A 24,683-nucleotide genomic window follows, 5' to 3' on the forward strand; every position below is an offset into this window, starting at 1 on the left:
CGAAAGTAACAGGAACCGCAGCCGCGCCCTGCATGCCGCAGGGCGCTCGGCTTTTTCGGGCACCCCAACTCTGCTATCAGCGGCGCGAAGAAACGATTGGGTTTTGGGGCAATAATGCAGTTCATCGATCTCGGCGCGCAGCGCGAACGAATCCGCGACCGTCTGAAGGCGGCCATCGACAAGGTTGTCGATGAAGGACGCTACATCCTCGGACCGGAAGTCACCGAATTCGAGAACCAGCTCGCCGAATATGTCGGCGTCAAGCATGTGGTCGCCTGCGCCAACGGCACCGACGCGCTGCTGCTGCCTCTGCTCGCCTCCGGCATCGGCCCAGGTGATGCGGTGTTCGTGCCGAGCTTCACCTTCGCGGCCACCGCCGAAGTTGTGGCGCTTGCCAAGGCCGAGCCTGTCTTCGTCGACATCGAGCCGGACACTTACAACATATCCATCGAGAGCCTCGAAGCCGCGATCGCCATGATCAAGGCCGAAGGCCGCCTGAAGCCCAAGGCGATCATCCCGGTCGACCTGTTCGGCATCGCCGCCGACTATGCGGCCATCGATGCGATTGCCAAGCGCGAGAACCTGCTGGTCATCGAGGACGCCGCCCAGTCGATCGGCGGCTCGCAGGACGGCAAGATGTGCGGCGCCTACGGCCATGTCGCCGCCACCAGCTTCTATCCGGCCAAGCCGCTCGGCTGCTATGGCGACGGCGGTGCGATGTTCACCAATGACGACGCGTTCGCAGCCAAGCTGCGTTCCTTCGCCTTCCACGGCAAGGGCGAGACCCAGTACGACAACATCCATGTCGGCCTGAACTCGCGCCTCGACACGCTGCAGGCAGCGATCCTGATCGAGAAGCTGGCGATCCTGGAAGACGAGATGGAGGCGCGTGCGCGCGTCGCCCAGCGTTATGCCGACGGCCTCGGCGATGTGGTGAAAGCCTCGCGCGCACCTTCCGGCGGCCGTTCGGCCTGGGCCCAATACGCCATCGAGACTGCGGACCGAGACGGCCTGAAGCAGCACCTGCAGGCCGAGGGCATTCCGTCGGTCATCTATTACGTGAAGCCGCTGCATGTGCAGGTGGCCTACAGCCACTACCCGCGCACGCCGGGCGGCCTGCCGGTATCCGATGCCGTGCCGGGCACCATCCTGTGCCTGCCGATGCATCCTTACCTCAGCGAAGCCGACCAGGACCGGATCATCACCACGATCCGCAACTATGTCGGCTCCAACTCGGCCAAGATCGCGGCCGAATAAGCGGTAATTTCAGATCAGAACATGAAGGCCGGGTCGATGATCCGGCCGCTCGAGACGAAATGCGGATTGGCGAAATCCGCATCATTGGCCTGGTTGCGCTTGCCATAGACCAGCGGCGCGCCGTCCAGCGTATGGGTGGTGCCGCCGGCGGCGCGCAACACCGCATCGCCCGCCGCCGTATCCCATTCCATTGTCCGGCCGAAGCGCGGATAGAGGTCGGCCTCACCAGATGCCAGCAGGCAGAACTTCAGCGACGAGCCGACCGAGACGATCTCGGCGGCATGCACGCGCTTGATGAAGGTTTCGGTCTCGGGTGTCAGGTGCGACCGGCTGGCGACGATGGTCAGCGGCTCACGGCCTTCGCGCACATGAATCTGGCGGCGGCCGGCGGCCACGCCGTCGACGATCTCGAAGGCTTCGGCCTTGCCAGGGCGGCCGGCAAAAAACCGGCCGGTGCAAGGTGCATAGACGACGCCGATTTCGGGCGCGCCGTCGCGGACAAGCGCGATATTGACGGTGAAGTCGGTGCGCCGCTTGACGAATTCCTTGGTGCCGTCGAGCGGGTCGATGACGAAGAAGGCGCGGCCGAGATCGGGCGCAATTACACCCTCCGACGTCTCTTCCTCGGCGACACATGGCACACCTGAAAAGGCCGCGCGCAATCCTTCGAGGATGATCTTTTCAGCAGCCCTGTCGGCCTGCGTGACGGGCGAGGCATCCGCCTTGTCCGTCACCGTGATCTCGGAATTGTAGACCTCCATGATCGCTCGCCCGGCCGCGATGGCCAGGCGTTCGAAGGTCTCCAGTATGGCTTCGTCAGATACCGCCGCCGTCGTCGTATTGATGCTCTGCAAGGTCTCGCTCATTCAGCCAGTGCTCGACGGTCTCGACCATCTCTTCAGGGGTCTTGCCGAGTGTCTGGAGATGAATCTCAGGATTCTCCGGCGTTTCATAGGGCGAATCGACACCGGTGAAGTTCTTTATCGCGCCGGCGAGCGCACGGGCATACAGCCCCTTGGGGTCGCGCTTGGCGCACTCCTCGAACGGCGTGTCGACAAAGACCTCGACGAACTCGCCCTGCCCCATCAATTCGCGCGCCATGCGGCGCTCGGCGCGGAACGGCGAGATGAAGGAGACGATGACGATCAGGCCGGCATCGGCCATCAACTTGGCGACTTCGGCGACGCGGCGGATGTTCTCGACACGATCCTCGTCGGTGAAGCCGAGATCGCGGTTGAGGCCATGGCGGACATTGTCGCCGTCGAGGATGTAGGTGTGGCGGCCGGCCGCGTGCAGCTTCTTTTCCAGCATGTTGGCGACTGTCGACTTGCCCGAACCAGACAGGCCGGTGAACCACAGCACCGCCGGGCGCTGGTTCTTGAGGTCGGCGCGGGCATGGCGGGTCACGTCGAGCGACTGCCAGTGGATGTTTTCAGAACGCCGCAGCGGATGCAGGATCATGCCGGCGCCGACGGTGGCGTTGCTGATCCGGTCGATCAGGATGAAGGCGCCGGTGGTGCGGTTTTCGGCAAAACTGTCGAAGGCGATAGGCGACTGGGTCGAGATGTTGCAGACGCCGACTTCGTTCATCTCCAGCGACTTGGCCGCCTCATGGGCGAAGTCGTTGACGTTGATGCGGTACTTCAGCTCGGTGACGGTGGCGCTTGCCTGGTCGGTCTCGGTGCGCAGGATGTAGGAGCGCCCCGGCAGCAGCGCCTGCTCGTCGAACCAGACGACATTGGCGGCGAACTGGTCGGCGACATCGGGCCGGGCATCAGGCGAAACCAAAAGGTTGCCGCGCGACACCTCGACCTCGTCTTCGAGCACGAGGGTGATGGCCTGGCCAGCAACGGCGCTGCGCAGGTCGCCGCCATGGGCGACGATGCGCTTGACCGTCGACGGCTTGCCTGACTTGGCGACGACGATTTCGTCGCCCTGCGAGATCGATCCGGAGGCGATCGTGCCGGCAAAGCCGCGGAAATCGAGATTGGGCCGGTTGACATATTGCACCGGGAAGCGGAACGGCCGGTCGGTCGCCTCTTCCTCGACGACAACCGTCTCGAGATGCTCGATCAGGGTCGGGCCGGAATACCAGCCCATCTTGTCCGAGCGCCGCGTGACATTGTCGCCGAAGCGCGCCGACATCGGGATCGGCACGATAGACCTGAAGCCGAGGCTTTCGGCGAAGCTGGCATATTCTGCAGTGATGCGGTCGAACACGCCCTGGTCGAAGCCGACGAGGTCGATCTTGTTGATCGCGACGACGATGTTCCTGATGCCGAGCAGCGAGGCGATGATCGAATGCCGGCGCGTCTGGCGCAGCACACCCTGGCGCGCGTCGACGAGAACGATGGCGAGGTCGGCGGTCGAGGCGCCGGTTGCCATGTTGCGGGTGTACTGCTCATGGCCGGGCGTGTCGGCGACGATGAACTTGCGCTTCGGCGTGGCGAAGAAACGGTAGGCGACATCGATGGTGATGCCCTGCTCGCGCTCGGCTTCCAGCCCGTCGACCAGCAATGCGAAATCGACGTCCTCGCCGGTCGTGCCGTGCTTGCGCGAATCGCGCTCGAGGGCTGCGAGCTGGTCTTCGAAGATCTGCTTGGTGTCGGAGAGAAGCCGGCCGATCAGCGTCGACTTGCCGTCATCGACCGAGCCGCAGGTCAGGAAGCGCAGGAGCGACTTCTGCTCCTGGCCGGCGAGATATTCGCGGACGCTCTCGGCGGCCTCGATCTTGGTGGCCATGGCGTGGCGCATTCTCAGAAATACCCTTCGCGCTTCTTCTTTTCCATCGAGCCGGCTTCGTCGCGGTCGATGAGGCGTCCTTGCCGCTCGGAGGTGCGGGCGGTCAGCATCTCGCTGACGATGCCTTCGAGGCTGTCGGCGTCGGATTCGATCGCGCCGGTCAGCGGGTAGCAGCCCAGCGTGCGGAAGCGCACGAGCTTGTTTTCGACCACCTCGCCCGGCCTGAGCTTCATGCGGTCGTCGTCGCGCAGGATCAGCATGCCGTCACGCTCGACCACCGGCCGATGCTTGGCGAAATAGAGCGGCACGATCGGGATGTTTTCCTGCAGGATGTATTGCCAGATATCGAGCTCGGTCCAGTTGGAGAGCGGGAAGACGCGGATCGATTCACCCTGGGCGACGCGGGTGTTGAAGATCTTCCACATTTCCGGACGCTGGTTCTTCGGGTCCCAGGCATGCTGGGCATTGCGGAAGGAAAAGATGCGCTCCTTGGCGCGCGACTTCTCCTCGTCGCGACGGGCGCCGCCGAAGGCCGCGTCGAAGCCGTATTTGTCGAGCGCCTGGCGCAGGCCGACAGTCTTCATCACATGAGTATGGGTGTTCGAGCCGTGATCGAACGGATTGATGTTGTCGCGGACGCCGTCCGGATTGACATGGACCAGGAGGTCGAAGCCGAGCTCGCGCGCCATCGCGTCGCGGAACTCGATCATCTCGCGGAACTTCCACGTCGTGTCGACATGCAGGAAGGGGAATGGCGGCTTGGCGGGGTAGAAGGCCTTCATCGCCAGATGCAGCAGGACCGAGGAATCCTTGCCCACGGAATAGAGCATCACGGGCTTGGTGAAAGTGGCGGCAACCTCACGGAAAATGTGGATCGCCTCCGCCTCGAGACGGTCCAGGTGAGTCAGTCTGGCAAGCATTGAAAAGCCTTCGGAAATCGTTCCATGGCCGCGGTTTGAGTGCCGAAACGACCGATTGGCTGCAGTGTCGCACAAATCAGCGGTGTCGCAAGCAGGACACGACCAAAAACCACCGTCTGCACAGTCAGTTTTTGCCCGCCTTCCGCATCTTCTGGAATGCAATTCCCCGGCACGCTTGAACAGCTGATCCTGGCGCGAAATTTGTCCTCGGACAGGCAGGCCGGTCAGTCGGAGGAGAACATCGGGGACACAGGCCACCAGGATCGGCGGCCGCCGGTTCGCACAGGCTCAGCGATGGATGGCAGAAAAGGTATTGCCGCCAGACGCGATCATCTGGCGGCCGAGGTGAAGCGCCTGGATGCGGGGTGATGCCGGATCGGGCCGACGGATGCGCGGAGCCTCAGTCTTGTCGGCAGTCGCTTGCGGCCTTGGAAGAACAGTGGCGGGTCCGTCTTCTCGACCCATTTGAGATGCCTGAGTATACCGACTGGACGTAAGGTTAATATTTTGTTTCACTGATGAAGTAAGAGAGCAACGAAAACTCGTGGGGGGTATCGATGACTATCTCTGATCTTCATTCGCGATTCATCAATTTTGCCAAGGGCATGCCGGCAATTGCCTTCAGCAGGCTGCAGCTGGTTCGGGAAATCCAGGCAATCCAGGGCAAGCTGGAAGGGGTCTTCCCGGACCAGCCGGCAGTCGGCATGGGAGACATCCCGTTGCCGGTCTATGGGCTTGCCTATTCGGCGTTCCTGTCGGACCTGAAGGTCAAGATGGGCTTCGGTTATGTCGAGCTCGACGCCAGGATCGAGGCGACAATCCATCTCAGGGGCAATCCGAGCGAGATCATCAGGACCTACGAGGTCACGACCAGCCAGCCGATCCGGCTCGTGCTCGATTATGACTTTGCGTCGCGAAAACTGTTCTGGCGCGAGCAAGGCGGCGCCGACACCAACATGGTCGGAGCCTGGGGGCCGGACGCGGTCGCGGTCCTGGCGAAGACAGCCCTGCCCGCGCCGCAACAGGACGGCTTTCTGCAGGAGGTCGAGCTGCCGAGCATCTGGACCACCAAGAACATGTTCATCAATCTGCTGATCGCGCTCCTGCCCTATTACGAGACGGGCGAGCTTGCGCCCTGGCTGACATTGCTCGAGCCGCTCCAATTCGACTATGACGGCGATCATGTGCTGGTCACCGCCTCGAGGGCGCAGATCGCTGTCGGAGGCTGCGACCCGACCTCGATCACCGTCGAGCCGGACCCGCTGTTTCCCTATGGCCAGGCGATCCCTGCGCCCAGCTTCAGCGCGGATCGGGTCGACATGGCCGTCTACCTGCCGAAGACCCGGTTCATCGACTTCACCGCCAAGGTTCTCCAGCCCGCGGTGATGGTCAACGCCGGCGGCGGCGGGCTCGTCAAATGGAGCGTCAGCGGGGCCTTCGGCCTCAAGAAGCTGACCGCCGACATCACCACCGGCATCATATTTGGCGGCGCCGGCCTGACGGTAACCGGCAATATCGGGCTCCGGGCGGTCATCGACTTTCTCGGCGCCGCGCGGGCCTGGATCGACGGTCCCAGCGGCCTGAAGCTCGGCCTGGCGAGCGCGAGCGTACTGGGCAGCGGCGACTTCGCATCGGAAATCCGGCTCACCGCCGATCTGACCGCCGGCTATGTCTATGGCGACCTGGTGGTCACCCAGGCCGTTCTGACCAAGGTCGATTTCGACGTCAACACGCCGCTGGGCTGGCCGATCGACGATGTCGCCGGCGAAATCCTGGATCGGGTCGCAAAGAACGAGATCAAGAAGCTGACAGGCCAGGTGACGCATCTCGGCCGCTGGGACTTCATGGGCATTCCGTTCAGCTACAAGGACAGCCTGGGCGAGTTCGACGCGGCGACGCCGGTGATCGAGGGACTTGCCGGGGTCGCCGCCTACACCGGCATCGCCCGCATCGGCATCGGCTAACAGGCAACGTCACGGCCACCGCGGGAGCAGCCCAAGGTCTTTCCCGCGATGGTCGATCGTCTCGCCGGTAATCTTCCCCAGAACCGCGTCAAGCCTGTTAACGTGGTCGTGCAGGAGCGAGTAGGTCTCGTTGAACGGCTTCAGGCCGATAACGCACTGCTGGACTGCTTTGCGGAAAGGGATCGCGGCGAGGACAATCGCCTCGATCTCGCTCTCGGTCAGTTTTTCGCTTCTTTTGGGTCTGCGTGGCATGTCCCAATCTTCCCGGAAAAATGGCATCCCCTAGTCATTGATGGCGACAAGCCTGCGCAGCTTGTTGCCGGCAATCAGACGTGGCTGCACCTGCAAAAGCGTGACCGAACCGCGACCTCGCTGGCATCGTTCAGCTTGGACAGGAAAGGGCATTGTCGGCATTAAGCATTTTGAACAAAACAGGAACAAATACCTTGCGGAGTCAATTCACGACGGTTCACGAAAATCGATCTTGAAACAAGAATTATCCCAACACATATCGAATGCGGGCCGGCACCGCTGTCGGCGTCGGCCTATCCAAAAACGCAAACTTTCGTTCGACTTGGAGGATCTGATGAGCGATCGGATGTTCGACAGCCCTGTTTTCGTGAAGGTCGGAAACAGTCTTGTTGAGGAGATAGCCTGCCTCGAGGACGCCCTAGAATTTCTCTACGAATGGCCAAGAAACCGCCGTGGCCCGATCTACGAGACGGCCCTGAGAGCGTGCCAGCGCGCCTTCGACAGCGACTATCCGATTTCCGCCGCGCGGCAGGCATTCATCGGCTTTGCCAAATCCATCGACATACTGGAAGACGTCAGCGTCCCACTGCCGTGGATGATCGGCGGCAAGACGGGCGCAAGTGGCGTCGGCGTTTGACGGGAGGGGCATGCAATGCTGGCACAGCCGTTCAGCAAGCCCGTCCGCGTTTGGGTCGGTCTTGGTTTCCCGCGTCAGCTGAACACGGTTGCCGACGCCTATCAGTTCGCCATGGAATGGTGCGGCAACAGTCCGGAGCAAAGGGCTGCCATCAGAGCGTGTCGGGCTGCTTTGGCAGGCGACATCGATGCTGAAACCGCCAGGGGTGTCCTTGTCGCCTTTGCGCGCAAGAAGGACATCCTTGTTCAGGACGGCGCAGCGCCGCCGCCGGCGGGATCGGGACAGCAGAGACACGTCTGACTTATGGTTCAAACGGCGGGTGGCGACGTAGGGTCGCCACCCCACTGCACATGGACATGCCATCGATGCCAAAAAACATGGCGATCAGATCGCCGGAAAGTCACGCCAATTCGCTTGCCTATGACGCAGAATGCCAAAGCGCCCTGACAGATCGTTTGGAAAGCCTGCTTGACGATGCCCAGGCTGCCGGCTGGGATCGCACCAAGGCAGCCGCAGCATTGATGTATCTGAGCGCAAAACGCCTGAGGTCATCGGCCGACTAGATGAAGTTGTCCCAACCCTTTGTCATGGATGTCGTGTATGATCCGATCGCGGGCACATTCACAATGTCGAAAGGCTCCTGGAAGAACACCTATCCCATCTCCGATCTGCCTAAATGGCTCGATTTCTATCGAACTCAGCAGGTCATGTTTCCCCGCTACGCATCGCATTATCAGGATTCCGTCGACGCCCTGGAGAAGCTGACGGCAGACCTTCAAGCCAACGGGAGCACTCACGATGCCAAGCGGTGATGTGGCGGCCTGATATTCCATCTATCCGAGCGGTCACTGGCCGTCTCTGCGGTGAGGATGCAACCATGGTTGATGCCAAATATCTCAATCACAAGCTCGAATGTCCTTATTGCGAAACAATTCGCTTGCGCATTCCCGAGGATGTCGACCCTGGGACACCGATATCATGCGAGGATTGTGGCCAGTTCCTCGGAATCTGGGACGAGTTACTGACGGACCTCGAAAAGCAGGGCGGGACCGACGGCGTTTTCCGATTGGACAAGGGCCGTATCAGGAAGATCGGATAGCCTTAAACGCCAGAGGTCTGCGTTACCGTTTTTTCGCCAGCAGATTGGCCTCTCGCAACAGCGACTGCCAACCATACCCGATGAGGGCGATGAGTTCTCGGGCTTCCTCTTCTGTTATGCTGGTTTCTGTCACGAGGCGCTGCACCAGCGGGTGAGAGCCAAGCGGTTAGTTCGGAAGGTCGGACATCTCAAGAAGTCCTTGTGCGCTCCTGTCGGTCGCGCTTCAGCAAGATCATCCAGATCGAGAGTGCTGCCGATGCGAACCCGTTGGCCGCCGGCAATTGCCACGCCAGACCACTCTCGCCTGTATCCGTTCCAAAGTCGAGGCGACAGGTTCCCTCCGTGCCGGAACAGGGCCGGTGGCCTTGGCTCAGCCTTGTTGCTCAATTGCAGGTCACGCTTCGGTGGGCCGGGCTGCTCGATGCAGCTTGCAGCCTCCCCCATCATGAAGCGACGATCGCCAGGACGATGCCACCGACAACCAGCTTGGCGATCGAGCTGACCGGAAGCCCGGCAGCAACCAGACGACCGGTCGATCTGTCGGCCTTGCCTCCTGACGGGCACCGTCGGGCGGCAGCGCCCCGACGCCGGAGCCCCTCCCCCGTCGCCAATGTTCCTTGCGGTCTGCTCGGCCTCGGTTTTCTTCTCGCTCGACGCACGCGCCGGTCCGACGGTTGCACCCTCACCCGCATCATCTGGAACAGACCTCGGCATCGGGCGTTGATCCGGCGTCAACCTATTCGATTTCAGGAGGTGCGCGACAGTGAAGGGTTTGTTGGGGCTCAATCTCCTGGGACGATGCGACGACGGCTTGAGCGACGGGTTCGAACAGTTGCTCCGTGCCGCGGCGCGCGAGTCGCAACGCGAGGCGACGTTAAGACGCCTGCTCGAAGCGGGTTGGTCACAAAGTGGCACCGCTTCGGAACCTGAGCCGACACCGGTCGTTGTCCCCGGGCAATACCTCAACCCCAGGAGCAACGACATGCCTAACAAGGAAAAGGGTCTCGACGACCTGTTCTACGACACGCTGCGCGACATCTATTATGCCGAGCGCAAGATTCTGAAAGCCCTGCCCAAGATGGCGCGCGGCGCCGGTTCGCCGGAACTGAAGGCCGCCTTCGACAAGCACCGCGACCAGACCGAAGGCCATGTCGAGCGTCTCCAGCAGGTGTTCGACATTCTCGGCAAGCGCGCCCAGGGCAAGACATGCCCCGCAATTGACGGCATCATCGAGGAAGGCGAGGAAATCCTCGAGGAGTTCAAGGGCACCGCCGCCGGTGATGCCGGCCTGATCTCGGCTGCCCAGGCCGTGGAGCATTACGAGATCACCCGCTATGGCACGCTGCGCCGCTGGGCGGAGATCATGAAGATGCCGGACGCCGCCAAGCTGTTTGCGGCTACGCTCGCCGAGGAAGAAACCACCGACAATGACCTGACCATGCTGGCCGACAGCAAAGCCAATCGCGAGGCTTTGGCGGCCTGAACCAGCCCACTCGCAAAGGGCTCGCCGGCACCGTCTGCGGGCCCTTTTTTGGTGCCGCCTGGCCGTCGACGAGCGCGCAGCACCGCTTCATCTTCATCGCGGACGCCGGCCCGGTGCATGGCCAGCAGAGGCTTCCACAGGTTCATGACGTTGGGTCCGAAGGATCGAGGCGCAAGGCAGGCATCGTCGTAGCGGCTCACCAGGAGTTGCGGTGCCGAAGGGCTGTCGGACAGACCGTCTCCCGATGCACGGCCGTTATGCTCTGAAGTCACGAAAACCTCGCAAACGAAAAGCCTGCCGTCCGCAAAGGGCAGGCTTTCGCATATGGGTAGAGAGTGGGAACAGAGCTACAGATCGATCGCGAGGGATCCGAACGCTACCTCGCCGCGCCTATGCTACAGTTGCTGCCAGGATCACCGTACTCAGCCGTCCACAATCGAATGCGGCGCGGATGTGAAGGCTGCCGCTGGATTTCTCCAATGCAACTGCCAATGCTCTGGAATCGCTAATCCCCCGGCGGAATAGCGCCATCACACGTGTTGCTACCTCCTCACGATCACGGCCGCCCGCGATGCGATACTTCGCGCAATAGTCATCGACCGCTCTGGTAAGAATGGTGAGTTGGGCGGAGTCCGCCATACCGTTTGCCAACATGCTTGCTTCCCTGGACAGGGCGAAAGCACGATGACCGCTTCCAAGCGCCCGTTTGCCTGTTGCTGATACGGACGACTTGATGACGATAGCCCCGTTCCCTGGTCCGCGCTATTCAATATGACGTACCCCGCCAAATCCAAGAACGGGCGGAGCCTCAACGCATGGAAGAGGCCCGCCGGCCAGCGGGCGCGAGCAACGTCCTCAGCCGCGGAAAATCAGTGCGGCACTTCCGGCGAGGAGAAGCCCGACCGGCCGCCCCCTGAAGAGGGGCGGCATCGCGCGGTCGGTGAAGCGCCCGCGGGGAGACGCCCGATCGCCGTACCTACTGGACGCGGTAATATCTGCCGTACCAGTCGACGAAGCGGACGAGCCCGTCCTCGATCGGCGTGTGCGGCAGCTCGCCGATCAGGTTTTCGAGGTCGCCGACATCGGCCCAGGTGCTGAGCACGTCGCCCGGCTGCAGCGGCATGAAGTTCTTCACCGCCTCGCGGCCGGTCGCGCGTTCGAGGATGCGGATCATCTCCATCAGATGTTCCTTGCGGCGGTTGCCGATGTTCATGACGCGATGCGGCGCCCAGCTGCCCGATGCCCCGCCGGCTGAAATGTCATAGTCGGAGTCAGGCCTGGGCGGCAGGTCGATCAGCCGCACGATGCCTTCGACGATGTCGTCGACATAGGTGAAGTCGCGATACATATCGCCATTGTTGTAGATGTCGATGGTCTCGCCGGCGAAGATGGCGCGGGTGAATTTGTAATAGGCCATGTCGGGCCGGCCCCATGGCCCGTAGACGGTGAAAAAGCGCAAGCCCGTTGCCGGCACGCCGAACAGATGGCTGTAGGTATGCGCCATCAGCTCATTGGCCTTCTTGGTGGCGGCATAGAGGCTGACCGGATGGTCGGCGCCGTCGCGCGGCGAATAGGGCTGCTTCTTGTTGCCGCCATAGACCGAACTCGACGAGGCATAGATCAGGTGTTTCGGCTGCGTTGCGCGGCAGTTCTCGAGGATGTTGAGAAAGCCGGTGACATTGGCATCGACATAGGCTTGCGGATTGTCGAGCGAATAACGCACGCCGGCCTGTGCGGCGAGGTTGATGACGATCTCGGGCCGGCATTCGAAAGCGGACGTCACCGCCGCCGCATCGGCCAGATCGGCCTGGATGAAGCGGAAATCGCCATGCTCAGCCAGAAGCTCCAGCCGTGCTGCCTTCAGCGAGGTGTCGTAATAGTCGGTCACGCTGTCGAAACCGACGACCTCGTGACCATCGGCCAGAAGGCGGCGGGCGACGTGGAAGCCGATGAAGCCGGCCGTGCCGGTGACGAGAACGGTCATGAATTCACTGCTCTTCAAATGCAAAACGCCCCGGCCTTTCTAAGGCCGGGGCGTCCATTAATCCATCGCCCGTCAATCCATCGCCAGGCAAATCCACCGCCCGGCAGATCAAACGCCTGTCGAGGCGATCAGGCTTTCTTGGGCAGCAGCGCCCAGATCGCCGGAACGGCAGCGGCAGCCAGCGCCACCTTGATCAGGTCGGGCACGATGAACGGCACGACGCCGAACTGCCAGGACTTTTCCGCGCCGATCAGCAGCGACAGCCAGGAGAAACCGAGCGCCATCATGACGATTTCGGCGACCAGCATGACGCCGAGCATCTTGACGATGCTGCGGCCCCAGCCACGGTCGACGGCCCAGCCGACGATCGCCGCCATGGCGACGAAGCCGAGCAGATAGCCGCCGGTCGAACCGAGCATGTAGGCAATGCCGATGCCCTTTTCGGGCGTGCTCTGGAACACCGGATACCCCATGGCGCCCTGCGCCATGTAGAGCAGCAGCGTCGCCACGCCGAGGCGCAGGCCATAGGCCGCGCCGATGCCGAGCACGGCCAGCGTCTGCAGCGACATGTCGACCGGTCCGAGCACGACCTTGGTCTTGGCCGAAGCGATGAGCAGCAGCGAGCCTGCAACGGCCAGCAACAGCTGCGTTGCCAGGCGCGTCGCGCCCTTTTCGGGCAATGCCGCCGAGATGAGTGCTGTGGAACTGGATGCAGCGGCCATGTAAATCCCCTTGTGGTATGCGCGCCGAGGCACGCTTTGCATGCCCCAGCGAAAATCGAACTCGATTTTCGCTGGGGATCATGCACCGATTCAAAACTGCTACAGCGTCCTTTGCGCCTCAACGCGCGGCACTGTAGTCATGGTTTTCCCTATATTGTCTTCCATGCTAAGCGGCAAACGAATTTGCCCAGGGCACCTCGAACCCACAGATATCGGCCGGCCATGTCTCTCGATTTCGACACACGCTTCGACCCTGCCTACGGCCAGCCTGTCACTGTTGCCGACGGCGTCATGCGGCTCACCGCCAACAACCCAAGCGCCTTCACCTTCCATGGCACCAACAGCTACATCATCGGCACCGACACGCTTGCCGTGCTCGATCCCGGGCCAAATGACGACGCGCATCTCGAAGCGCTGCTTGCCGTCATTGCCGGCCGCCCGGTCAGCCATATCTTCGTCAGCCATACCCATCGCGATCACTCGCCGCTGGCGGCCCGGCTGAAGGCTGCGACCGGCGCCGTGACGGTTGCCGAGGGGCCGCACCGCTCGGCGCGTCCGCTGCGTATCGGCGAAGTGGCGCCGCTCGATGCCAGCAGCGACACCGACTTCGTCCCCGACGTCATCGTCGCCGACGGCCAGCTCGTCGATGGCGACGGCTGGCGCATGCGAACGGTACTGACGCCTGGCCATGCGGCGAATCACGCCGCCTTTGCGCTCGAGGGCAGCGGCATCCTGTTTTCGGCCGACCATGTCATGGCCTGGTCGACCTCGATCGTGGCGCCGCCTGATGGTGCGATGTCGGATTACATGGCGTCGCTCGACAAGCTGATCGAACGCGACGACAGCACCTATCTGCCCGGTCATGGCGGCCCGGTCGCCTCGCCGCAGACATTCGTGCGCGGGCTGAAAGCGCACCGTCAGATGCGCGAAGCCGCGATCCTCGAACGCCTCGCGGCCGGCGACAGCTCGATCCCCGACATCGTGCGCGCCATCTATCGCAACACCGATCCCAGCCTCTACGGCGCGGCCGGGCTTTCGGTGCTGGCGCATCTCGAAGATCTCGTCGGCCGCGGCCAGGCCGTCAGCAACGGGGCAGCGGCGATCGACAGTCTCTATTCCCCAGCCTGAAAAACATCTGGTCAGAATAAATCGATCGTGCCTTCCAGGCCTATTGTTCGGGCGTCGCCGTCGTCGCGGTTCCGGCCTGGCTGGCAATTTCCTGGTCGAGCTCGGCCAGGAAAGCCGTGATCCGCGCGGCGTTTTCGCCGAGGTCGTGGCGGCCGTAGCGCGAGGCTGAGCGCATGTCGACAAAGGTCGAATCGCCGTCATCGACCATCCGGATGGCCACGTCGGAGGGCAAGGCCAGGATGAAGGTCCGTGCCACAGCCTCGATGTCGACTTCACCAGTGGCCTTGTCGGCGGCCGGCGGCGGCACGACGATCTCCCAGCCCTGGCGGGCGAGCACGGCCGAAACACTCTGCAGCACCTGGTCGAGCGACAGGTCGTAACGCCGCCCGGCAACCAGCGGATAGGACTGGCTCTGGAGGGTGCGCTCGCCTGCGGTCGGGATCTCGAGCCTGTTCATGGCGGAGGTGCGCAGCGAGGCCGCCGCCGTCAGCGCCGGCGGGTCATCGACATCGGTCGAGATGTCGCGCAGCATCGGCAAGGTGGCGATCTGGTAGGCGACAAAACCGAACGGCGCCAACACCACCAACGCCAGCAGGGCACCGAAGGTCAGGTCGTGGCCGCCGCGATCGCCGAATTTCCACAGCCGCGAAAAGGCAAAGCCGGACAACAGCAACGCAAAAGCGGCAAGCAGTGCGACGATGCCGAGCACCCAGAAGAACGCCGTGGTGTCGACGAGGCCGCGGCGATGGCCGAGAACCACTGTTACCAGCAGCACGGCCGCAAACGATGCCATGCCCCTGGACAGACCGGCCGAACGCGTGGTGCGCACCTCATGATATCTCGTCTGGAACTCAGCCATGGAACCCCGTTACCCACCCAGTCTAAATGGCAGCACTGCCGTCCCCACGGCAGACGTCGCTGCTTGGTCAAACTAGAAGGTTTCCGGCTGCGGTTGAAGCGGAAAGGCGGCTCACGCCCCCTTCCCGCACATGAACTTGTCTATGCCGCAGTGTCCGTCGGCAGGCGATAATCCCTGAATTTCTCGCGCAGCGCCGTCTTCAGGATCTTGCCGGTCGCGGTATGGGGGATTTCGTCGACGAAAGCGACGTCGTCGGGCATCCACCACTTGGCGACCTTGCCGTCGATGAACGCCAATATGTCGGCTTTATCAGGCTGCTTGCCCTGCTTGCGCACGATCACCATCAGCGGACGCTCGTCCCAGCGCGAGTGCCTGACCCCGATCACCGCTGCTTCCTGAACGTCGGGATGTCCGACCGCCAGGTTTTCAAGCTCGATCGAAGAAATCCACTCGCCGCCAGACTTGATCACGTCCTTGGAGCGGTCGGTGATCTGCATGTAGCCATGTTCATCGATATGGGCGACGTCGCCGGTATCGAACCATTCGTCGGCGTCGAACTGCTCGGCGCTGGCGCCGCCGAAATAGGAGCCGGATACCGCAGGACCGCGCACCTTGAGCCGGCCGAAGGTCTTGCCATCCCAGGGCAGCTCGTTGTTGTCGTCGTCGGTGATCTTCATCTCGACACCGAAGGGCGTGTAGCCCTGCTTCTGCTGGAGGTTCAGCCTGTCGTCGCCTTCGAGCTCGTCATATTCGGGCTTGATGGTGCAGAGCGTGCCGAGTGGCGACATCTCGGTCATGCCCCAGGCGTGGATGACCTCGACGCCGTAATTGCGCTCAAACTTCTCCGTCACCATGCGCGGGCAGGCCGAGCCGCCGATCACCACCTTGTTGAGATGCGGCAGCTTCTTGCCGGTTTCCTCGAGGTGCTGCAGCAGCATCAGCCAGACGGTCGGCACGGCCGCGGTGAAGGTGACACGTTCGGTGTCGAGCAGTTCGTAGATCGAGGCGCCGTCCATCTTGCCGCCGGGCATGACCAGCTTGGCGCCGACCATCGGCACGCTCTGGGCCAGCCCCCAGGCATTGGCATGGAACATCGGCACGACCGGCAGCACGACATCGCGCACCGAAATGCCCATGGCGTCAGGCATCACGGCGATCATCGCATGCAGCACGTTGGAGCGGTGGCTGTAGACGACGCCCTTGGGGTCACCTGTGGTGCCCGAGGTATAGCACATGCCGGCCGCCGCATGTTCGTCGAGCGCCTTCCAGGCAAAGTCGCCGTCGGCTTCGGCCAGCCACTCCTCATAAGCCATGACATTGGGCAGCGCCGTCGGCGGCAGATGGGCGGCATCGGTCAGGACGACGATCCGCTTCAGCGACGCGACCTGCGGCGCGATCTTTTCGACCAGCGGCATGAAGGTCAGGTCGACGAACAGCGCCTGGTCCTGGGCATGGTTCATGATCCAGACGAGCTGCTCGGGGAAAAGCCTGGGATTGAGCGTGTGATAGACGGCGCCCATGCCCATGATGCCGTACCAGGCCTCCATGTGCCGCGCCGAGTTCCAGGCCAGCGTGGCGATACGGTCGCCGAGCTTGTAGCCGTCACGCTCCAGCCGTTGCGCCACCTTGAGCGAGCGCGCGCGCAGCTCGACATAGTTTGTGCGAACGATGGGCCCCTCGATCGACCGCGTCACGATCTCCCGGTTGGGATGCTGCCGCGCGGCGTGGTCAATGATCTTGTGGCACAATAGCGGCCACTCCTGCATCAGTCCGAGCATGTGGATCCTCCCAGATCTTGTCAGGCCATTTTGGGCGCAATGGCTGGATTGTCCAGTCCGACAAAGGGGAAAGCCAAGCCGGCAAATCCAGCGGCCATATTGCGGCCACGGTCCCGGTTAACCTTTGTTACCGGCTGGCGGGATGGGCAAGATATTGTGAGGCATCACATGGATACGCATCCCCGCGCGGAAGACGAAGGCCTGCCGCAGCACGAAGCGTCATCGCAGGAGCCAGAGGCTCAACTGGATAATGTTGCCGAAACGGTTCAGCCGGAGCTGATCGCAGCCCCGGAGCTTATCGCAACCGAAGAGATTTCGGCCGGCGACGAGGCTGCCGACGTTTCCGCCGCCCAGGTTTCCGTTGCCGAGGCAGAAATCGTCGAGGCCGCATCCGAATCGGTCGCGGAAGCTGCGGCCGATGTCGAGCTTTCGGCGGAGGAGCTGTCCACCGAAGCTGCCGTGGTTCCCGAGGCTGCGGAAGCGCCTGAGCTTGCGGCGGAAACATCAGCCGAAGGTGAAGTTGAGGCGGAAGCGCCGGCCGCCGAGGAAGCTGCGCCCGTCGTGCTTGGCCCCGAGGAGCTGGCCGCGCAAGCGCCGGAGGACGCCGGACCGGCAACCATCGCCGCCCCCTCGATCGCTCCAGGCAGCGTCTCGGAATCGGAATTCGCCGACATGGTCGACGATGCGCTCGAGGCCGTCGGCGGCATCCTGCTGTTCAAGATGCGCCTCGACGAGGCCGGCGAGGACAGGCATGTCGCGGCGGCATCGATCGGTGACGGCGCCAGGCGCCAGTTCCTGCTGCTTTCGCTGCCTGTCACCGGCGGCAAGCTCAAGGTCGAATCGGCCAGCCGCAGCAACAGCCCATTGGCAAAACTCGCCGAAGCCTATGTCGGCGTGGTCGAGGCTTTCCGCGCCGCAGCGTGAAGCGGCGGCGCGACGGCATCAGTTCGTCGTGTCGTCGGTACCGTCATCTTCGACATCGTCCAGCCGCACGAAGGTGTAGCCCTTTGCCTTCAGCGCCAGCAGGCCCTTGACCAGCCCGCCGCCTGCCGCGTGGGTCGGCTGGTTGATGTGGGCGATGATGACGTCGCCATCCCTCGCAGCTGACACGCGGCGCTCGGTTTCGCGCGCACCGAGCAGCGAGCCGCCGTCGCCATTGATCGAATAGCCGGCGATCCTGAAGCCGAGACTGCGGATCAGTGCGATCGAGCTCTTGCTGTATTGCGCGGTAGCGCCGCGGAACCACTTCGGCGCCGGCCCGCCGCGCTCGGTCAGGGCCAGAGCGCCGGCCACGACCTCTGCCTGCACGGCCTCGCTGCTGCCGGCGCTTTTCAGCCCATAGATGCTGTGTGGCGTGTCGACCGCCGGCACATGCTCGGCGCCGTGATTTTCCAGCTCGAACAGCTCGGGATGCGCCCGCATGACGGCGAGCGCCTCAGCGTTGCGCTTCAGCCACTTGCCGGTGACGAAGATCGTCGCCGGTATCTTGTTGTCGACGAGTGCCGAGAGGATGCGGGCGTCTGTCTTGCCGCCGCAGGCGTCGAGCGTCAGCGCCACGCGGGGGGTGGCTTCGGTGGAAGGCCTGAGATGCAACCGCGGTTCGAGAAGTGCCGCCGAGGCTGAAGACCCCATCAGCGCCGCAAAACCGACGCCAATCAAAAACCTGCCGAGCATGCGCATGCGAATTTCCGGGAAATGCAGTCTGGAATCGCGGCCACTGGCGCCCCAATCTTGGCGCGATGATGACCGTGACGGCTATTTGGCTGAGGTGCCGGACGCGTTGAAGACGATGCCGCACCGGCGTTGCTGCCGAACAACGGAACCAAGCGGCGCAATGCCGTCAGCCATCACGGTTCGAAATCGGCGTCTGCCTGGCGAGGTCAGCAGATGCGATCGGTCATACCCAATTTGCAAATGGGTATGACCGATTAAGTTGCCTTGGAACGCTTTAGCGCTGCGCCTTGACCGCCGACTGCGCGGCGGCAAGCCTGGCGATCGGCACGCGGAATGGCGAGCAGGAGACATAGTCCAGCCCGACGCTTTCGCAAAAGTGGATCGAGGCCGGGTCGCCGCCATGCTCGCCGCAGATGCCGAGCTTGATTTCCGGCCGCGTCGCCCTGCCCTTTTCGGCGGCGATCTTGACCAGTTCGCCGACGCCGTCGACGTCGAGCGAGACGAACGGGTCCTGCTCGATGATGCCCTTCTGGCGATAGGTCTCGAGGAAGGACGCGGCATCGTCACGCGAGATACCGAAGGTCGTCTGCGTCAGATCGTTGGTGCCGAAGGAGAAGAATTCGGCCGCCTCGGCAATGACATGGGCGCGAATGGCCGCGCGCGGCAGCTCGATCATCGTGCCGACGAGATAATCGATATTCACGCCCGTTTCCCGCATCACGCTCTGCGCGACCTGGTCGATGCGCGCCTTGACGTAATCGAGCTCCTTCATCAGGCCGACCAGCGGCACCATGATTTCTGGAACGACCGGGCTGCCGGTCTTCTTGCCGGCCTCGACGGCCGCCTCGAAGATGGCGCGCGCCTGCATCTCGGCAATCTCCGGATAGGAGACGGCGAGACGGCAGCCGCGATGGCCGAGCATCGGGTTGAACTCGTGCAGCGCCTCGGTGCGCTGGCGCAGCTTGTCGGCCGAGACGTTCATCGCCGCCGCGACCTCGGCGATCTCTTCCTCGGTCTTGGGCAGGAACTCGTGCAGCGGCGGGTCGAGCAGGCGGATCGTCACCGGCAGGCCGGCCATGATCTCGAACAGCTCGATGAAGTCCGAACGCTGCATCGGCAACAGCTTGGCAAGGGCGGTGCGCCTGTCCTTCTCGGTGTCGGCGAGGATCATCTCGCGCATCGCAACGATGCGGTCGCCATCGAAGAACATGTGCTCGGTGCGGCATAGGCCGATGCCTTCGGCGCCGAAGGAGCGCGCCATGCGCGCATCGGCCGGCGTTTCGGCATTGGTGCGCACCTTCATGCGGCGTGCCGCGTCTGCCCACTCCATGATGGCGGCGAAATCGCCTGACAGTTCCGGCTGCAGCATCGGCACCGAGCCCTTCAGCACCTGGCCGTTGGAGCCGTCGATGGTGATGACGTCGCCCTTGCGGAAGGTGTGTCCCATGGTGATCAGCGTGCCGGCGCGATAGTCGACGCGCAGCGAACCGGCGCCCGAAACGCAGGGCTTGCCCATGCCGCGGGCAACCACCGCGGCGTGGCTGGTCATGCCGCCGCGCGTCGTCAGGATGCCTTCCGAGGCATGCATGCCGTGGATGTCCTCGGGGCTGGTCTCGATGCGCACCAGGATGACCTTGCGCCCGGCCGACTTCAGCTCCTCGGCTTCGTCGGAGGAGAACACGATCTCGCCGGTGGCGGCACCCGGCGAGGCCGGCAGGCCGACGGCGATGACTTCGCGCTGCGCCTTGGGGTCGATTGTCGGGTGAAGCAGTTGGTCGAGCGCCGACGGATCGATCCGGCAGATCGCCTCCTCCTTGCTGATCAGCCCTTCGCCGGCCATTTCGGCGGCGATCTTGAGTGCCGCCTTGGCGGTACGCTTGCCCGAGCGGGTCTGCAGCATCCACAGCTTGCCGCGCTCGATGGTGAATTCGAGGTCCTGCATATCGCGGTAATGCTGTTCGAGGCGATTGGAGATCGCAACGAAGGTGTTGAACGCCTCCGGCATCAGCTTCTGCAGCGAGGGCTTGTCGGAGCCGGCGGCGATGCGCGCGGCTTCGGTGATGTTCTGCGGCGTGCGGATGCCGGCAACGACGTCCTCGCCCTGGGCGTTCACCAGGAACTCGCCATAGAGCATCTTCTCGCCGGTCGAGGGGTTGCGTGTGAAGGCGACGCCGGTCGCCGAGGTCTCGCCCATATTGCCGAACACCATGGCCTGGACGTTGACCGCCGTGCCCCAGCTCTCGGGAATGTCGTGCAGGCGGCGATAGGTGATGGCGCGGTGGTTCATCCAGCTCTGGAACACCGCACCGATGGCGCCCCAAAGCTGCTCGTGCGGATCCTGCGGGAAGGCGCGACCGAGCTCTTCCTCGACCTTGGCCTTGTAGAGCTTGATGACGTCCTGCCATTGCGGCGCGGTGAACTCGGTGTCGAGTTCGTAGCCGAGACGGCCCTTCTCGTCTTCGAGCAGTTCCTCGAAGACCTCATGGTCGAGGCCGAGCACCACGTCGGAATACATGGTGATGAAGCGACGGTAGCTGTCATAGGCAAAACGGGCGTCGCCGGCGTCGATAGCCAGCGCCTCGACGGTGACGTCGTTGAGGCCGAGATTGAGCACGGTGTCCATCATGCCCGGCATCGAGGCACGGGCGCCCGAGCGCACCGAGACGAGCAGCAGCTTTTCAGGATCGCCGAAGCGGCGGCCGGTGATGGCGCCGACAGTGTCGAGGGCGGCGCGGACGTCGGCTTCGAGCGTTGCGGGATAGGCGCGTCCATTGGCATAAAACCAGTTGCAGGCTGCCGTGGTGATGGTGAAACCGGGCGGCACCGGCAGGCCGAGACTGCACATCTCGGCGAGATTCGCCCCCTTGCCGCCGAGCAGGTCGCGGTCGCTGGACCGTCCCTCCGCTGCACCGTCGCCAAAACTGTAAACCCACTTGGTCATGCCTTCTCCTCGCCGACTGAGTGTGGAGCTGGACGGTGGCCGCCGCCTGCTTCTGCGGGGAGCGATAGGATGCTGCGCTGCGAAAGGCAAGGCACTGTTCCGCCACGGAATGTCCTACAATCGATTAATGAACCGGGACTGCGGCACCCTTGCGGCCACCCGCTACCTCATATAGAACATAACGAGAACAAACATCGGAGACGACCATGCGCAAGACCGGCAAGCTCGACTACATCGAAATGGCGGCGGTTGGCGGCACGCTCGACCATGTGAAGTCCTTCTACAGCGCGGCTTTCGGCTGGACCTTCACCGATTACGGCCCCGATTATTCAGCCTTCGCCGAAGGCCTCGACGGCGGTTTCCAGGCCGAAGTCCCGGCAAAACCGCTACCTGTACTCTATTCCGAGGCATTGGAAGACAGCCTTGCCGCGGTCGAAGAGGCCGGCGGCACCATCGTCAAGCCGATCTTCTCCTTCCCCGGCGGCCGGCGATTCCATTTCGTCGATCCGGCCGGAAACGAGCTCGCCGTCTGGGGCGAATGACCGCCATAGCTCCGAGGGGGCAGCGTTGCAGAGGCTCGGCAATCGCCGACACGTCGGCGCATGCGATTCGGTCGATTCGAGCCTAATGCGACCAGCCCCCTGGGCCGCTCATACCTGACGCGAGCTGCCGCAAGATGATGCGGAAAGCGGCAAGGCTACGATTGTGCTTTTGCCGCGCGCTGCATATAAGGCGGCTGTCGATTGACTCGCTGCGGCCTGCTGCCGAAGCGTGTTGGGGCGTCGCCAAGCGGTAAGGCATCGGTTTTTGGTACCGACATTCCCAGGTTCGAATCCTGGCGCCCCAGCCACAATTTTCGCAAATCGCTCGAAATCCCCTCAGTTCGCAAGGTTGGCGACGGGCCTCATGCGCGCGGCAGTCGCATCCTCACCTCACAACGTCGGCAGGACCTGCCGGATGTGATTGGCGAAAGCCTCGACCGCCGGCGAGCGTTCGGTGTCGCCATAGGCGATCAGCATGCCGAGGCTGGAAAGCGGCGGCAGGGGCGCGTTGAGGATGTGGAGGTCGGACGGCACCGCCTCCTTGGTCATGACGCTGATCGCCAGGCCCGAGCGGGCAACCGCGATCAGGCCGGCCAAGCTGTTGCTGGCATAGGAGATCTTGTAGCGCAGCCCGGCATGGGCCATGGCATCGCAGGCGGCGCGGTGATCCATCGCGTTGGAGGCCGGCAGCGCCATCGGGATGACGTCGCCGAAATCATGCTGCTCCAACGTCGGCCGGCTGCCGACCCAGACCAGCGGCTCGGGGCGGACGACATCTGGGGAATCACTCGCATTCGGCGTCGAGACCAACGCCAGGTCGAGCTGCCGCTGGTGCAGCAGCCCGCGCAATTCGACCGTAGGCGCCGAGACGACCTTGATCTCGACATCGGGATATAGACTGCCGAAGGTCTTCAGGATCGCCGGGAAGAAGGCGATCAGATAGTCCTCCGGGCTGCCGAAGATGATCGAGCCGTGCAGGCCCTTGTCCGAAAGGGCCGACACCGCATCGTCCTGCAGCTTGAGGATGCGTTCGGCATAGGCAAGGAAACGGGCGCCGCTGGCCGTCAGGCTGACGCCGCTGCCGCGGCGGTGAAACAGGCTCTGGCCGAGCACCTCTTCCAACCGCTGGATCTGCATCGTCACCGCCGACTGGGTCCGCCCGACCTGCACGGCGGTGGCGCTTAGCGTGCCCAGCTGGGCTGCGCGGACGAAGGTCGTCACCAATCTCAGGTCAAGCGGCGCCTGCATATCAAATCCTCTTATATCTGAATCCTAATATTATCAATTTTACTGCATAAACGCCAAGCCCTATCGTTCGACCGAGCATCATCAAAAGGGGTGAGACATGTCGAACAACCGGGATCAGGCGTTTTGGGCTTCGGCGAGGAAGCACCTCATCCGTTATGGCGGCAGCTTCGAGCCGGCGATCATCGAGCGTGCCGCCGGCTCGTTCGTCTATGACGCCAACGACCGGCCGATCCTCGACTTCACCTCCGGCCAGATGAGCGCCCTGCTCGGCCATGCCCATCCGAGGATCGTCTCGACGGTCAGCCGGCAGGTCGAAAAGGTCGCGCATCTGTTCAGCGGCATGCTCTCGCGCCCGGTCGTCGAGCTCGCCGAGCGCCTGGCCGGGCTGGCGCCCGGCCTCGACAGGGCGCTTCTGCTGTCGACAGGCGCCGAATCGAACGAAGCCGCCATCCGCATGGCCAAGCTGGTCACCGGCAAGCACGAGATCGTCGCCTTCTCCAAGAGCTGGCACGGCATGACCGGCGTCGCCGCCTCGGCGACCTACAGCGCCGGCCGCAAGGGATATGGGCCTGCGGCCGTCGGGTCGATCGCCATACCGGCGCCGAACAGTTTTCGCCCGCGCTTCCGGCATGCCGACGGCAGCCTCGACTGGCGCACAGAGCTCGATGACGCCTTCACCCTGGTGGACAGCCAGTCGACGGGGAGCCTGGCGGCCTTCGTCGCCGAGCCGATCCTGTCGAGCGGCGGCATGCTGGAGCTGCCCGAGGGTTATCTCGCCGCCCTCAGGCAGAAATGCCACGAGCGCGGCATGCTGCTCATCCTCGACGAGGCGCAGACCGGCATCGGCCGCACCGGAACGATGTTTGCCTTCCAGCGCGACGGCGTCACCCCCGACATACTGACCCTGTCCAAGACCATCGGCGCCGGCCTGCCGCTTTCGGCTGTCATGACGACGGCGGAGATCGAGGAGGCGGCCTATGCCAAGGGCTTCCTGTTCTACACCACCCATGTCTCCGACCCGTTGCCGGCGGCCGTCGGCCTTGCCGTGCTCGATGTGGTCGAGGACGAGAATCTCGTCGAACGCGCCCGGCATCTCGGCGCCAGGCTGTTCGACGGCCTGTCGCGGTTCAAGCAACGTTACGAATGTGTCGGCGACGTGCGCGGCCGCGGCCTGATGCTCGGGGTCGAGATCGTCAAGAATGGCACGGACAGGGAACCCGACCATGAGCTCGGCGCGCGGATCGCGGCCGAGGCGTTCAAGCGCGGCCTCAGCATGAACATCGTCAAGCTTCCCGGCATGGGCGGCGTGTTCCGCATCGCCCCTCCCCTGACGATCTCGGAGGCCGAACTCGACCTCGGCCTCGGCATCATTTCCGACTCGATCGAAGCCGGGCTGGCCGCTGGTGCAAGCGGCTCCAGCATCGCCGCAGAGTGAAAGGCACTCCAGACATGA

The 24,683-nt window shown here is 63.4% G+C and carries 24 protein-coding genes and 1 tRNA gene; 14 read left to right on the top strand and 11 right to left on the bottom strand.

The features are described 5' to 3' along the window. Window positions 1-114: 114 nt before the first annotated feature. On the top strand, window positions 115-1,257 hold the full coding sequence (locus tag IG197_RS07290; protein ID WP_067964442.1) for a DegT/DnrJ/EryC1/StrS aminotransferase family protein: 1,143 nt from the start codon (window positions 115-117) through the stop codon (window positions 1,255-1,257). Window positions 1,258-1,271: 14 nt separating this feature from the next. On the opposite strand, the gene cysQ is transcribed toward IG197_RS07290, so the two are convergent. The 3 genes from cysQ to cysD are packed head-to-tail and all read right to left on the bottom strand — an operon-like array spanning window position 1,272 to window position 4,919. Beyond that, window positions 1,272-2,123 carry a 3'(2'),5'-bisphosphate nucleotidase CysQ gene (gene cysQ / locus IG197_RS07295; RefSeq protein ID WP_154385969.1) on the bottom strand — a complete coding sequence of 284 codons (852 nt, stop codon included), beginning with the start codon at window positions 2,121-2,123 and terminating at the stop codon, window positions 1,272-1,274. Beyond that, on the bottom strand, window positions 2,074-4,011 hold the full coding sequence (gene cysN / locus IG197_RS07300) for a sulfate adenylyltransferase subunit CysN (protein ID WP_154385970.1): 1,938 nt from the start codon (window positions 4,009-4,011) through the stop codon (window positions 2,074-2,076). The genes cysQ and cysN overlap by 50 nt, the downstream gene beginning before the upstream one ends. A gap of 2 nt (window positions 4,012-4,013) precedes the next feature. Next, complete coding sequence (gene cysD, locus IG197_RS07305) at window positions 4,014-4,919, bottom strand: sulfate adenylyltransferase subunit CysD (RefSeq protein ID WP_067964446.1); 906 nt, start codon at window positions 4,917-4,919, stop codon at window positions 4,014-4,016. 557 nt (window positions 4,920-5,476) lie between these two features. On the opposite strand from cysD, the gene IG197_RS07310 reads away from it, so the two are divergent. From IG197_RS07310 to IG197_RS07345, 8 genes are all read left to right on the top strand, one after another. After that, a complete protein-coding gene (locus IG197_RS07310) occupies window positions 5,477-6,883 on the top strand; it encodes a hypothetical protein (RefSeq protein WP_192317975.1) in 1,407 nt (468 codons plus the stop codon). A gap of 48 nt (window positions 6,884-6,931) precedes the next feature. After that, the gene (locus IG197_RS07315; protein ID WP_192317977.1) at window positions 6,932-7,300 is read left to right on the top strand and encodes a hypothetical protein; all 369 of its coding nucleotides are present in this window, start codon (window positions 6,932-6,934) and stop codon (window positions 7,298-7,300) included. Window positions 7,301-7,469: 169 nt separating this feature from the next. Continuing rightward, window positions 7,470-7,772: a DUF982 domain-containing protein gene (locus tag IG197_RS07320; protein ID WP_067964454.1), complete on the top strand. Its 303-nt coding sequence runs from the start codon at window positions 7,470-7,472 to the stop codon at window positions 7,770-7,772. A gap of 15 nt (window positions 7,773-7,787) precedes the next feature. After that, window positions 7,788-8,072: a DUF982 domain-containing protein gene (locus tag IG197_RS07325; RefSeq protein ID WP_182575797.1), complete on the top strand. Its 285-nt coding sequence runs from the start codon at window positions 7,788-7,790 to the stop codon at window positions 8,070-8,072. A gap of 50 nt (window positions 8,073-8,122) precedes the next feature. Then, window positions 8,123-8,335, top strand: a complete 213-nt coding sequence (locus IG197_RS07330; RefSeq protein ID WP_246341028.1) for a hypothetical protein — start codon at window positions 8,123-8,125, stop codon at window positions 8,333-8,335. Beyond that, window positions 8,336-8,584 carry a hypothetical protein gene (locus tag IG197_RS07335; protein ID WP_192317979.1) on the top strand — a complete coding sequence of 83 codons (249 nt, stop codon included), beginning with the start codon at window positions 8,336-8,338 and terminating at the stop codon, window positions 8,582-8,584. Window positions 8,585-8,649: 65 nt separating this feature from the next. Next, a complete protein-coding gene (locus tag IG197_RS07340; protein ID WP_182575795.1) occupies window positions 8,650-8,871 on the top strand; it encodes a hypothetical protein in 222 nt (73 codons plus the stop codon). Between the two features lie 982 nt (window positions 8,872-9,853). Beyond that, complete coding sequence (locus tag IG197_RS07345; protein WP_192317981.1) at window positions 9,854-10,354, top strand: ferritin-like domain-containing protein; 501 nt, start codon at window positions 9,854-9,856, stop codon at window positions 10,352-10,354. A 390-nt stretch (window positions 10,355-10,744) separates the two neighbouring features. Here IG197_RS07345 and IG197_RS07350 read toward each other — a convergent pair whose 3' ends face one another. The 3 genes from IG197_RS07350 to IG197_RS07360 all read right to left on the bottom strand — a co-directional run bounded on the left by IG197_RS07350 (window position 10,745) and on the right by IG197_RS07360 (window position 13,060). Further along, entirely contained in the window at window positions 10,745-11,008 is a 264-nt protein-coding gene (locus IG197_RS07350) for a hypothetical protein (RefSeq protein ID WP_192317983.1), read from the bottom strand. Window positions 11,009-11,330: 322 nt separating this feature from the next. Continuing rightward, a complete protein-coding gene (locus IG197_RS07355) occupies window positions 11,331-12,338 on the bottom strand; it encodes an NAD-dependent epimerase (RefSeq protein WP_192317985.1) in 1,008 nt (335 codons plus the stop codon). Between the two features lie 128 nt (window positions 12,339-12,466). Continuing rightward, window positions 12,467-13,060, bottom strand: a complete 594-nt coding sequence (locus IG197_RS07360; RefSeq protein ID WP_067964466.1) for a biotin transporter BioY — start codon at window positions 13,058-13,060, stop codon at window positions 12,467-12,469. A 222-nt stretch (window positions 13,061-13,282) separates the two neighbouring features. Here IG197_RS07360 and IG197_RS07365 point away from each other — a divergent pair, with 222 nt between their 5' ends. After that, window positions 13,283-14,188, top strand: coding sequence for an MBL fold metallo-hydrolase (locus tag IG197_RS07365; protein ID WP_192317986.1), 906 nt, complete (start codon window positions 13,283-13,285; stop codon window positions 14,186-14,188). 40 nt (window positions 14,189-14,228) lie between these two features. On the opposite strand, the gene IG197_RS07370 is transcribed toward IG197_RS07365, so the two are convergent. Together IG197_RS07370 and IG197_RS07375 are read right to left on the bottom strand one after the other, a co-directional pair. Then, window positions 14,229-15,047: a DUF1499 domain-containing protein gene (locus IG197_RS07370; protein ID WP_246765331.1), complete on the bottom strand. Its 819-nt coding sequence runs from the start codon at window positions 15,045-15,047 to the stop codon at window positions 14,229-14,231. Between the two features lie 140 nt (window positions 15,048-15,187). After that, window positions 15,188-16,825 (bottom strand): fatty-acid--CoA ligase, encoded by a 1,638-nt coding sequence (locus IG197_RS07375; protein WP_192317988.1) that lies wholly within the window; start codon window positions 16,823-16,825, stop codon window positions 15,188-15,190. 168 nt (window positions 16,826-16,993) lie between these two features. Between IG197_RS07375 and IG197_RS36165 the strand changes: the two genes are divergently transcribed. Continuing rightward, a complete protein-coding gene (locus tag IG197_RS36165; RefSeq protein WP_246341027.1) occupies window positions 16,994-17,749 on the top strand; it encodes a hypothetical protein in 756 nt (251 codons plus the stop codon). 18 nt (window positions 17,750-17,767) lie between these two features. Here the strand turns inward: IG197_RS36165 and IG197_RS07385 are convergent, their stop codons facing one another. Further along, a complete protein-coding gene (locus tag IG197_RS07385) occupies window positions 17,768-18,505 on the bottom strand; it encodes a polysaccharide deacetylase family protein (protein ID WP_192317990.1) in 738 nt (245 codons plus the stop codon). A gap of 268 nt (window positions 18,506-18,773) precedes the next feature. Continuing rightward, window positions 18,774-21,440, bottom strand: coding sequence for a pyruvate, phosphate dikinase (ppdK, locus tag IG197_RS07390; RefSeq protein WP_192317992.1), 2,667 nt, complete (start codon window positions 21,438-21,440; stop codon window positions 18,774-18,776). A gap of 206 nt (window positions 21,441-21,646) precedes the next feature. Here ppdK and IG197_RS07395 point away from each other — a divergent pair, with 206 nt between their 5' ends. Both IG197_RS07395 and IG197_RS07400 read left to right on the top strand, forming a co-directional pair. After that, entirely contained in the window at window positions 21,647-21,982 is a 336-nt protein-coding gene (locus IG197_RS07395) for a VOC family protein (protein WP_067964478.1), read from the top strand. 233 nt (window positions 21,983-22,215) lie between these two features. Then, window positions 22,216-22,290 (top strand) — tRNA-Gln (locus tag IG197_RS07400). A gap of 82 nt (window positions 22,291-22,372) precedes the next feature. Here the strand turns inward: IG197_RS07400 and IG197_RS07405 are convergent. Further along, window positions 22,373-23,230: a LysR family transcriptional regulator gene (locus IG197_RS07405; protein ID WP_067964480.1), complete on the bottom strand. Its 858-nt coding sequence runs from the start codon at window positions 23,228-23,230 to the stop codon at window positions 22,373-22,375. A 97-nt stretch (window positions 23,231-23,327) separates the two neighbouring features. On the opposite strand from IG197_RS07405, the gene IG197_RS07410 reads away from it, so the two are divergent. Then, a complete protein-coding gene (locus tag IG197_RS07410) occupies window positions 23,328-24,665 on the top strand; it encodes an aspartate aminotransferase family protein (RefSeq protein ID WP_192317993.1) in 1,338 nt (445 codons plus the stop codon). The last annotated feature ends 18 nt before the right edge of the window (window positions 24,666-24,683 follow it).

Source organism: Aminobacter sp. SR38, assembly GCF_014843375.1.
Taxonomy (GTDB): Bacteria; Pseudomonadota; Alphaproteobacteria; order Rhizobiales; family Rhizobiaceae; genus Aminobacter; species Aminobacter ciceronei.

Excerpts from the sequence above, each read along its gene's own strand:
- IG197_RS07290 (WP_067964442.1), top strand. The coding sequence starts at position 115 with ATGCAGTTCATCGATCTCGGCGCGCAGCGCGAACGAATCCGCGACCGT.
- cysQ (WP_154385969.1), bottom strand. The coding sequence starts at position 2,123 with ATGAGCGAGACCTTGCAGAGCATCAATACGACGACGGCGGCGGTATCT.
- cysN (WP_154385970.1), bottom strand. The coding sequence starts at position 4,011 with ATGCGCCACGCCATGGCCACCAAGATCGAGGCCGCCGAGAGCGTCCGC.
- cysD (WP_067964446.1), bottom strand. The coding sequence starts at position 4,919 with ATGCTTGCCAGACTGACTCACCTGGACCGTCTCGAGGCGGAGGCGATC.
- IG197_RS07310 (WP_192317975.1), top strand. The coding sequence starts at position 5,477 with ATGACTATCTCTGATCTTCATTCGCGATTCATCAATTTTGCCAAGGGC.
- IG197_RS07315 (WP_192317977.1), top strand. The coding sequence starts at position 6,932 with ATGGTCGATCGTCTCGCCGGTAATCTTCCCCAGAACCGCGTCAAGCCT.
- IG197_RS07320 (WP_067964454.1), top strand. The coding sequence starts at position 7,470 with ATGAGCGATCGGATGTTCGACAGCCCTGTTTTCGTGAAGGTCGGAAAC.
- IG197_RS07325 (WP_182575797.1), top strand. The coding sequence starts at position 7,788 with ATGCTGGCACAGCCGTTCAGCAAGCCCGTCCGCGTTTGGGTCGGTCTT.
- IG197_RS07330 (WP_246341028.1), top strand. The coding sequence starts at position 8,123 with ATGGACATGCCATCGATGCCAAAAAACATGGCGATCAGATCGCCGGAA.
- IG197_RS07335 (WP_192317979.1), top strand. The coding sequence starts at position 8,336 with ATGAAGTTGTCCCAACCCTTTGTCATGGATGTCGTGTATGATCCGATC.
- IG197_RS07340 (WP_182575795.1), top strand. The coding sequence starts at position 8,650 with ATGGTTGATGCCAAATATCTCAATCACAAGCTCGAATGTCCTTATTGC.
- IG197_RS07345 (WP_192317981.1), top strand. The coding sequence starts at position 9,854 with ATGCCTAACAAGGAAAAGGGTCTCGACGACCTGTTCTACGACACGCTG.
- IG197_RS07350 (WP_192317983.1), bottom strand. The coding sequence starts at position 11,008 with ATGTTGGCAAACGGTATGGCGGACTCCGCCCAACTCACCATTCTTACC.
- IG197_RS07355 (WP_192317985.1), bottom strand. The coding sequence starts at position 12,338 with ATGACCGTTCTCGTCACCGGCACGGCCGGCTTCATCGGCTTCCACGTC.
- IG197_RS07360 (WP_067964466.1), bottom strand. The coding sequence starts at position 13,060 with ATGGCCGCTGCATCCAGTTCCACAGCACTCATCTCGGCGGCATTGCCC.
- IG197_RS07365 (WP_192317986.1), top strand. The coding sequence starts at position 13,283 with ATGTCTCTCGATTTCGACACACGCTTCGACCCTGCCTACGGCCAGCCT.
- IG197_RS07370 (WP_246765331.1), bottom strand. The coding sequence starts at position 15,047 with ATGGCTGAGTTCCAGACGAGATATCATGAGGTGCGCACCACGCGTTCG.
- IG197_RS07375 (WP_192317988.1), bottom strand. The coding sequence starts at position 16,825 with ATGCTCGGACTGATGCAGGAGTGGCCGCTATTGTGCCACAAGATCATT.
- IG197_RS36165 (WP_246341027.1), top strand. The coding sequence starts at position 16,994 with ATGGATACGCATCCCCGCGCGGAAGACGAAGGCCTGCCGCAGCACGAA.
- IG197_RS07385 (WP_192317990.1), bottom strand. The coding sequence starts at position 18,505 with ATGCGCATGCTCGGCAGGTTTTTGATTGGCGTCGGTTTTGCGGCGCTG.
- ppdK (WP_192317992.1), bottom strand. The coding sequence starts at position 21,440 with ATGACCAAGTGGGTTTACAGTTTTGGCGACGGTGCAGCGGAGGGACGG.
- IG197_RS07395 (WP_067964478.1), top strand. The coding sequence starts at position 21,647 with ATGCGCAAGACCGGCAAGCTCGACTACATCGAAATGGCGGCGGTTGGC.
- IG197_RS07405 (WP_067964480.1), bottom strand. The coding sequence starts at position 23,230 with ATGCAGGCGCCGCTTGACCTGAGATTGGTGACGACCTTCGTCCGCGCA.
- IG197_RS07410 (WP_192317993.1), top strand. The coding sequence starts at position 23,328 with ATGTCGAACAACCGGGATCAGGCGTTTTGGGCTTCGGCGAGGAAGCAC.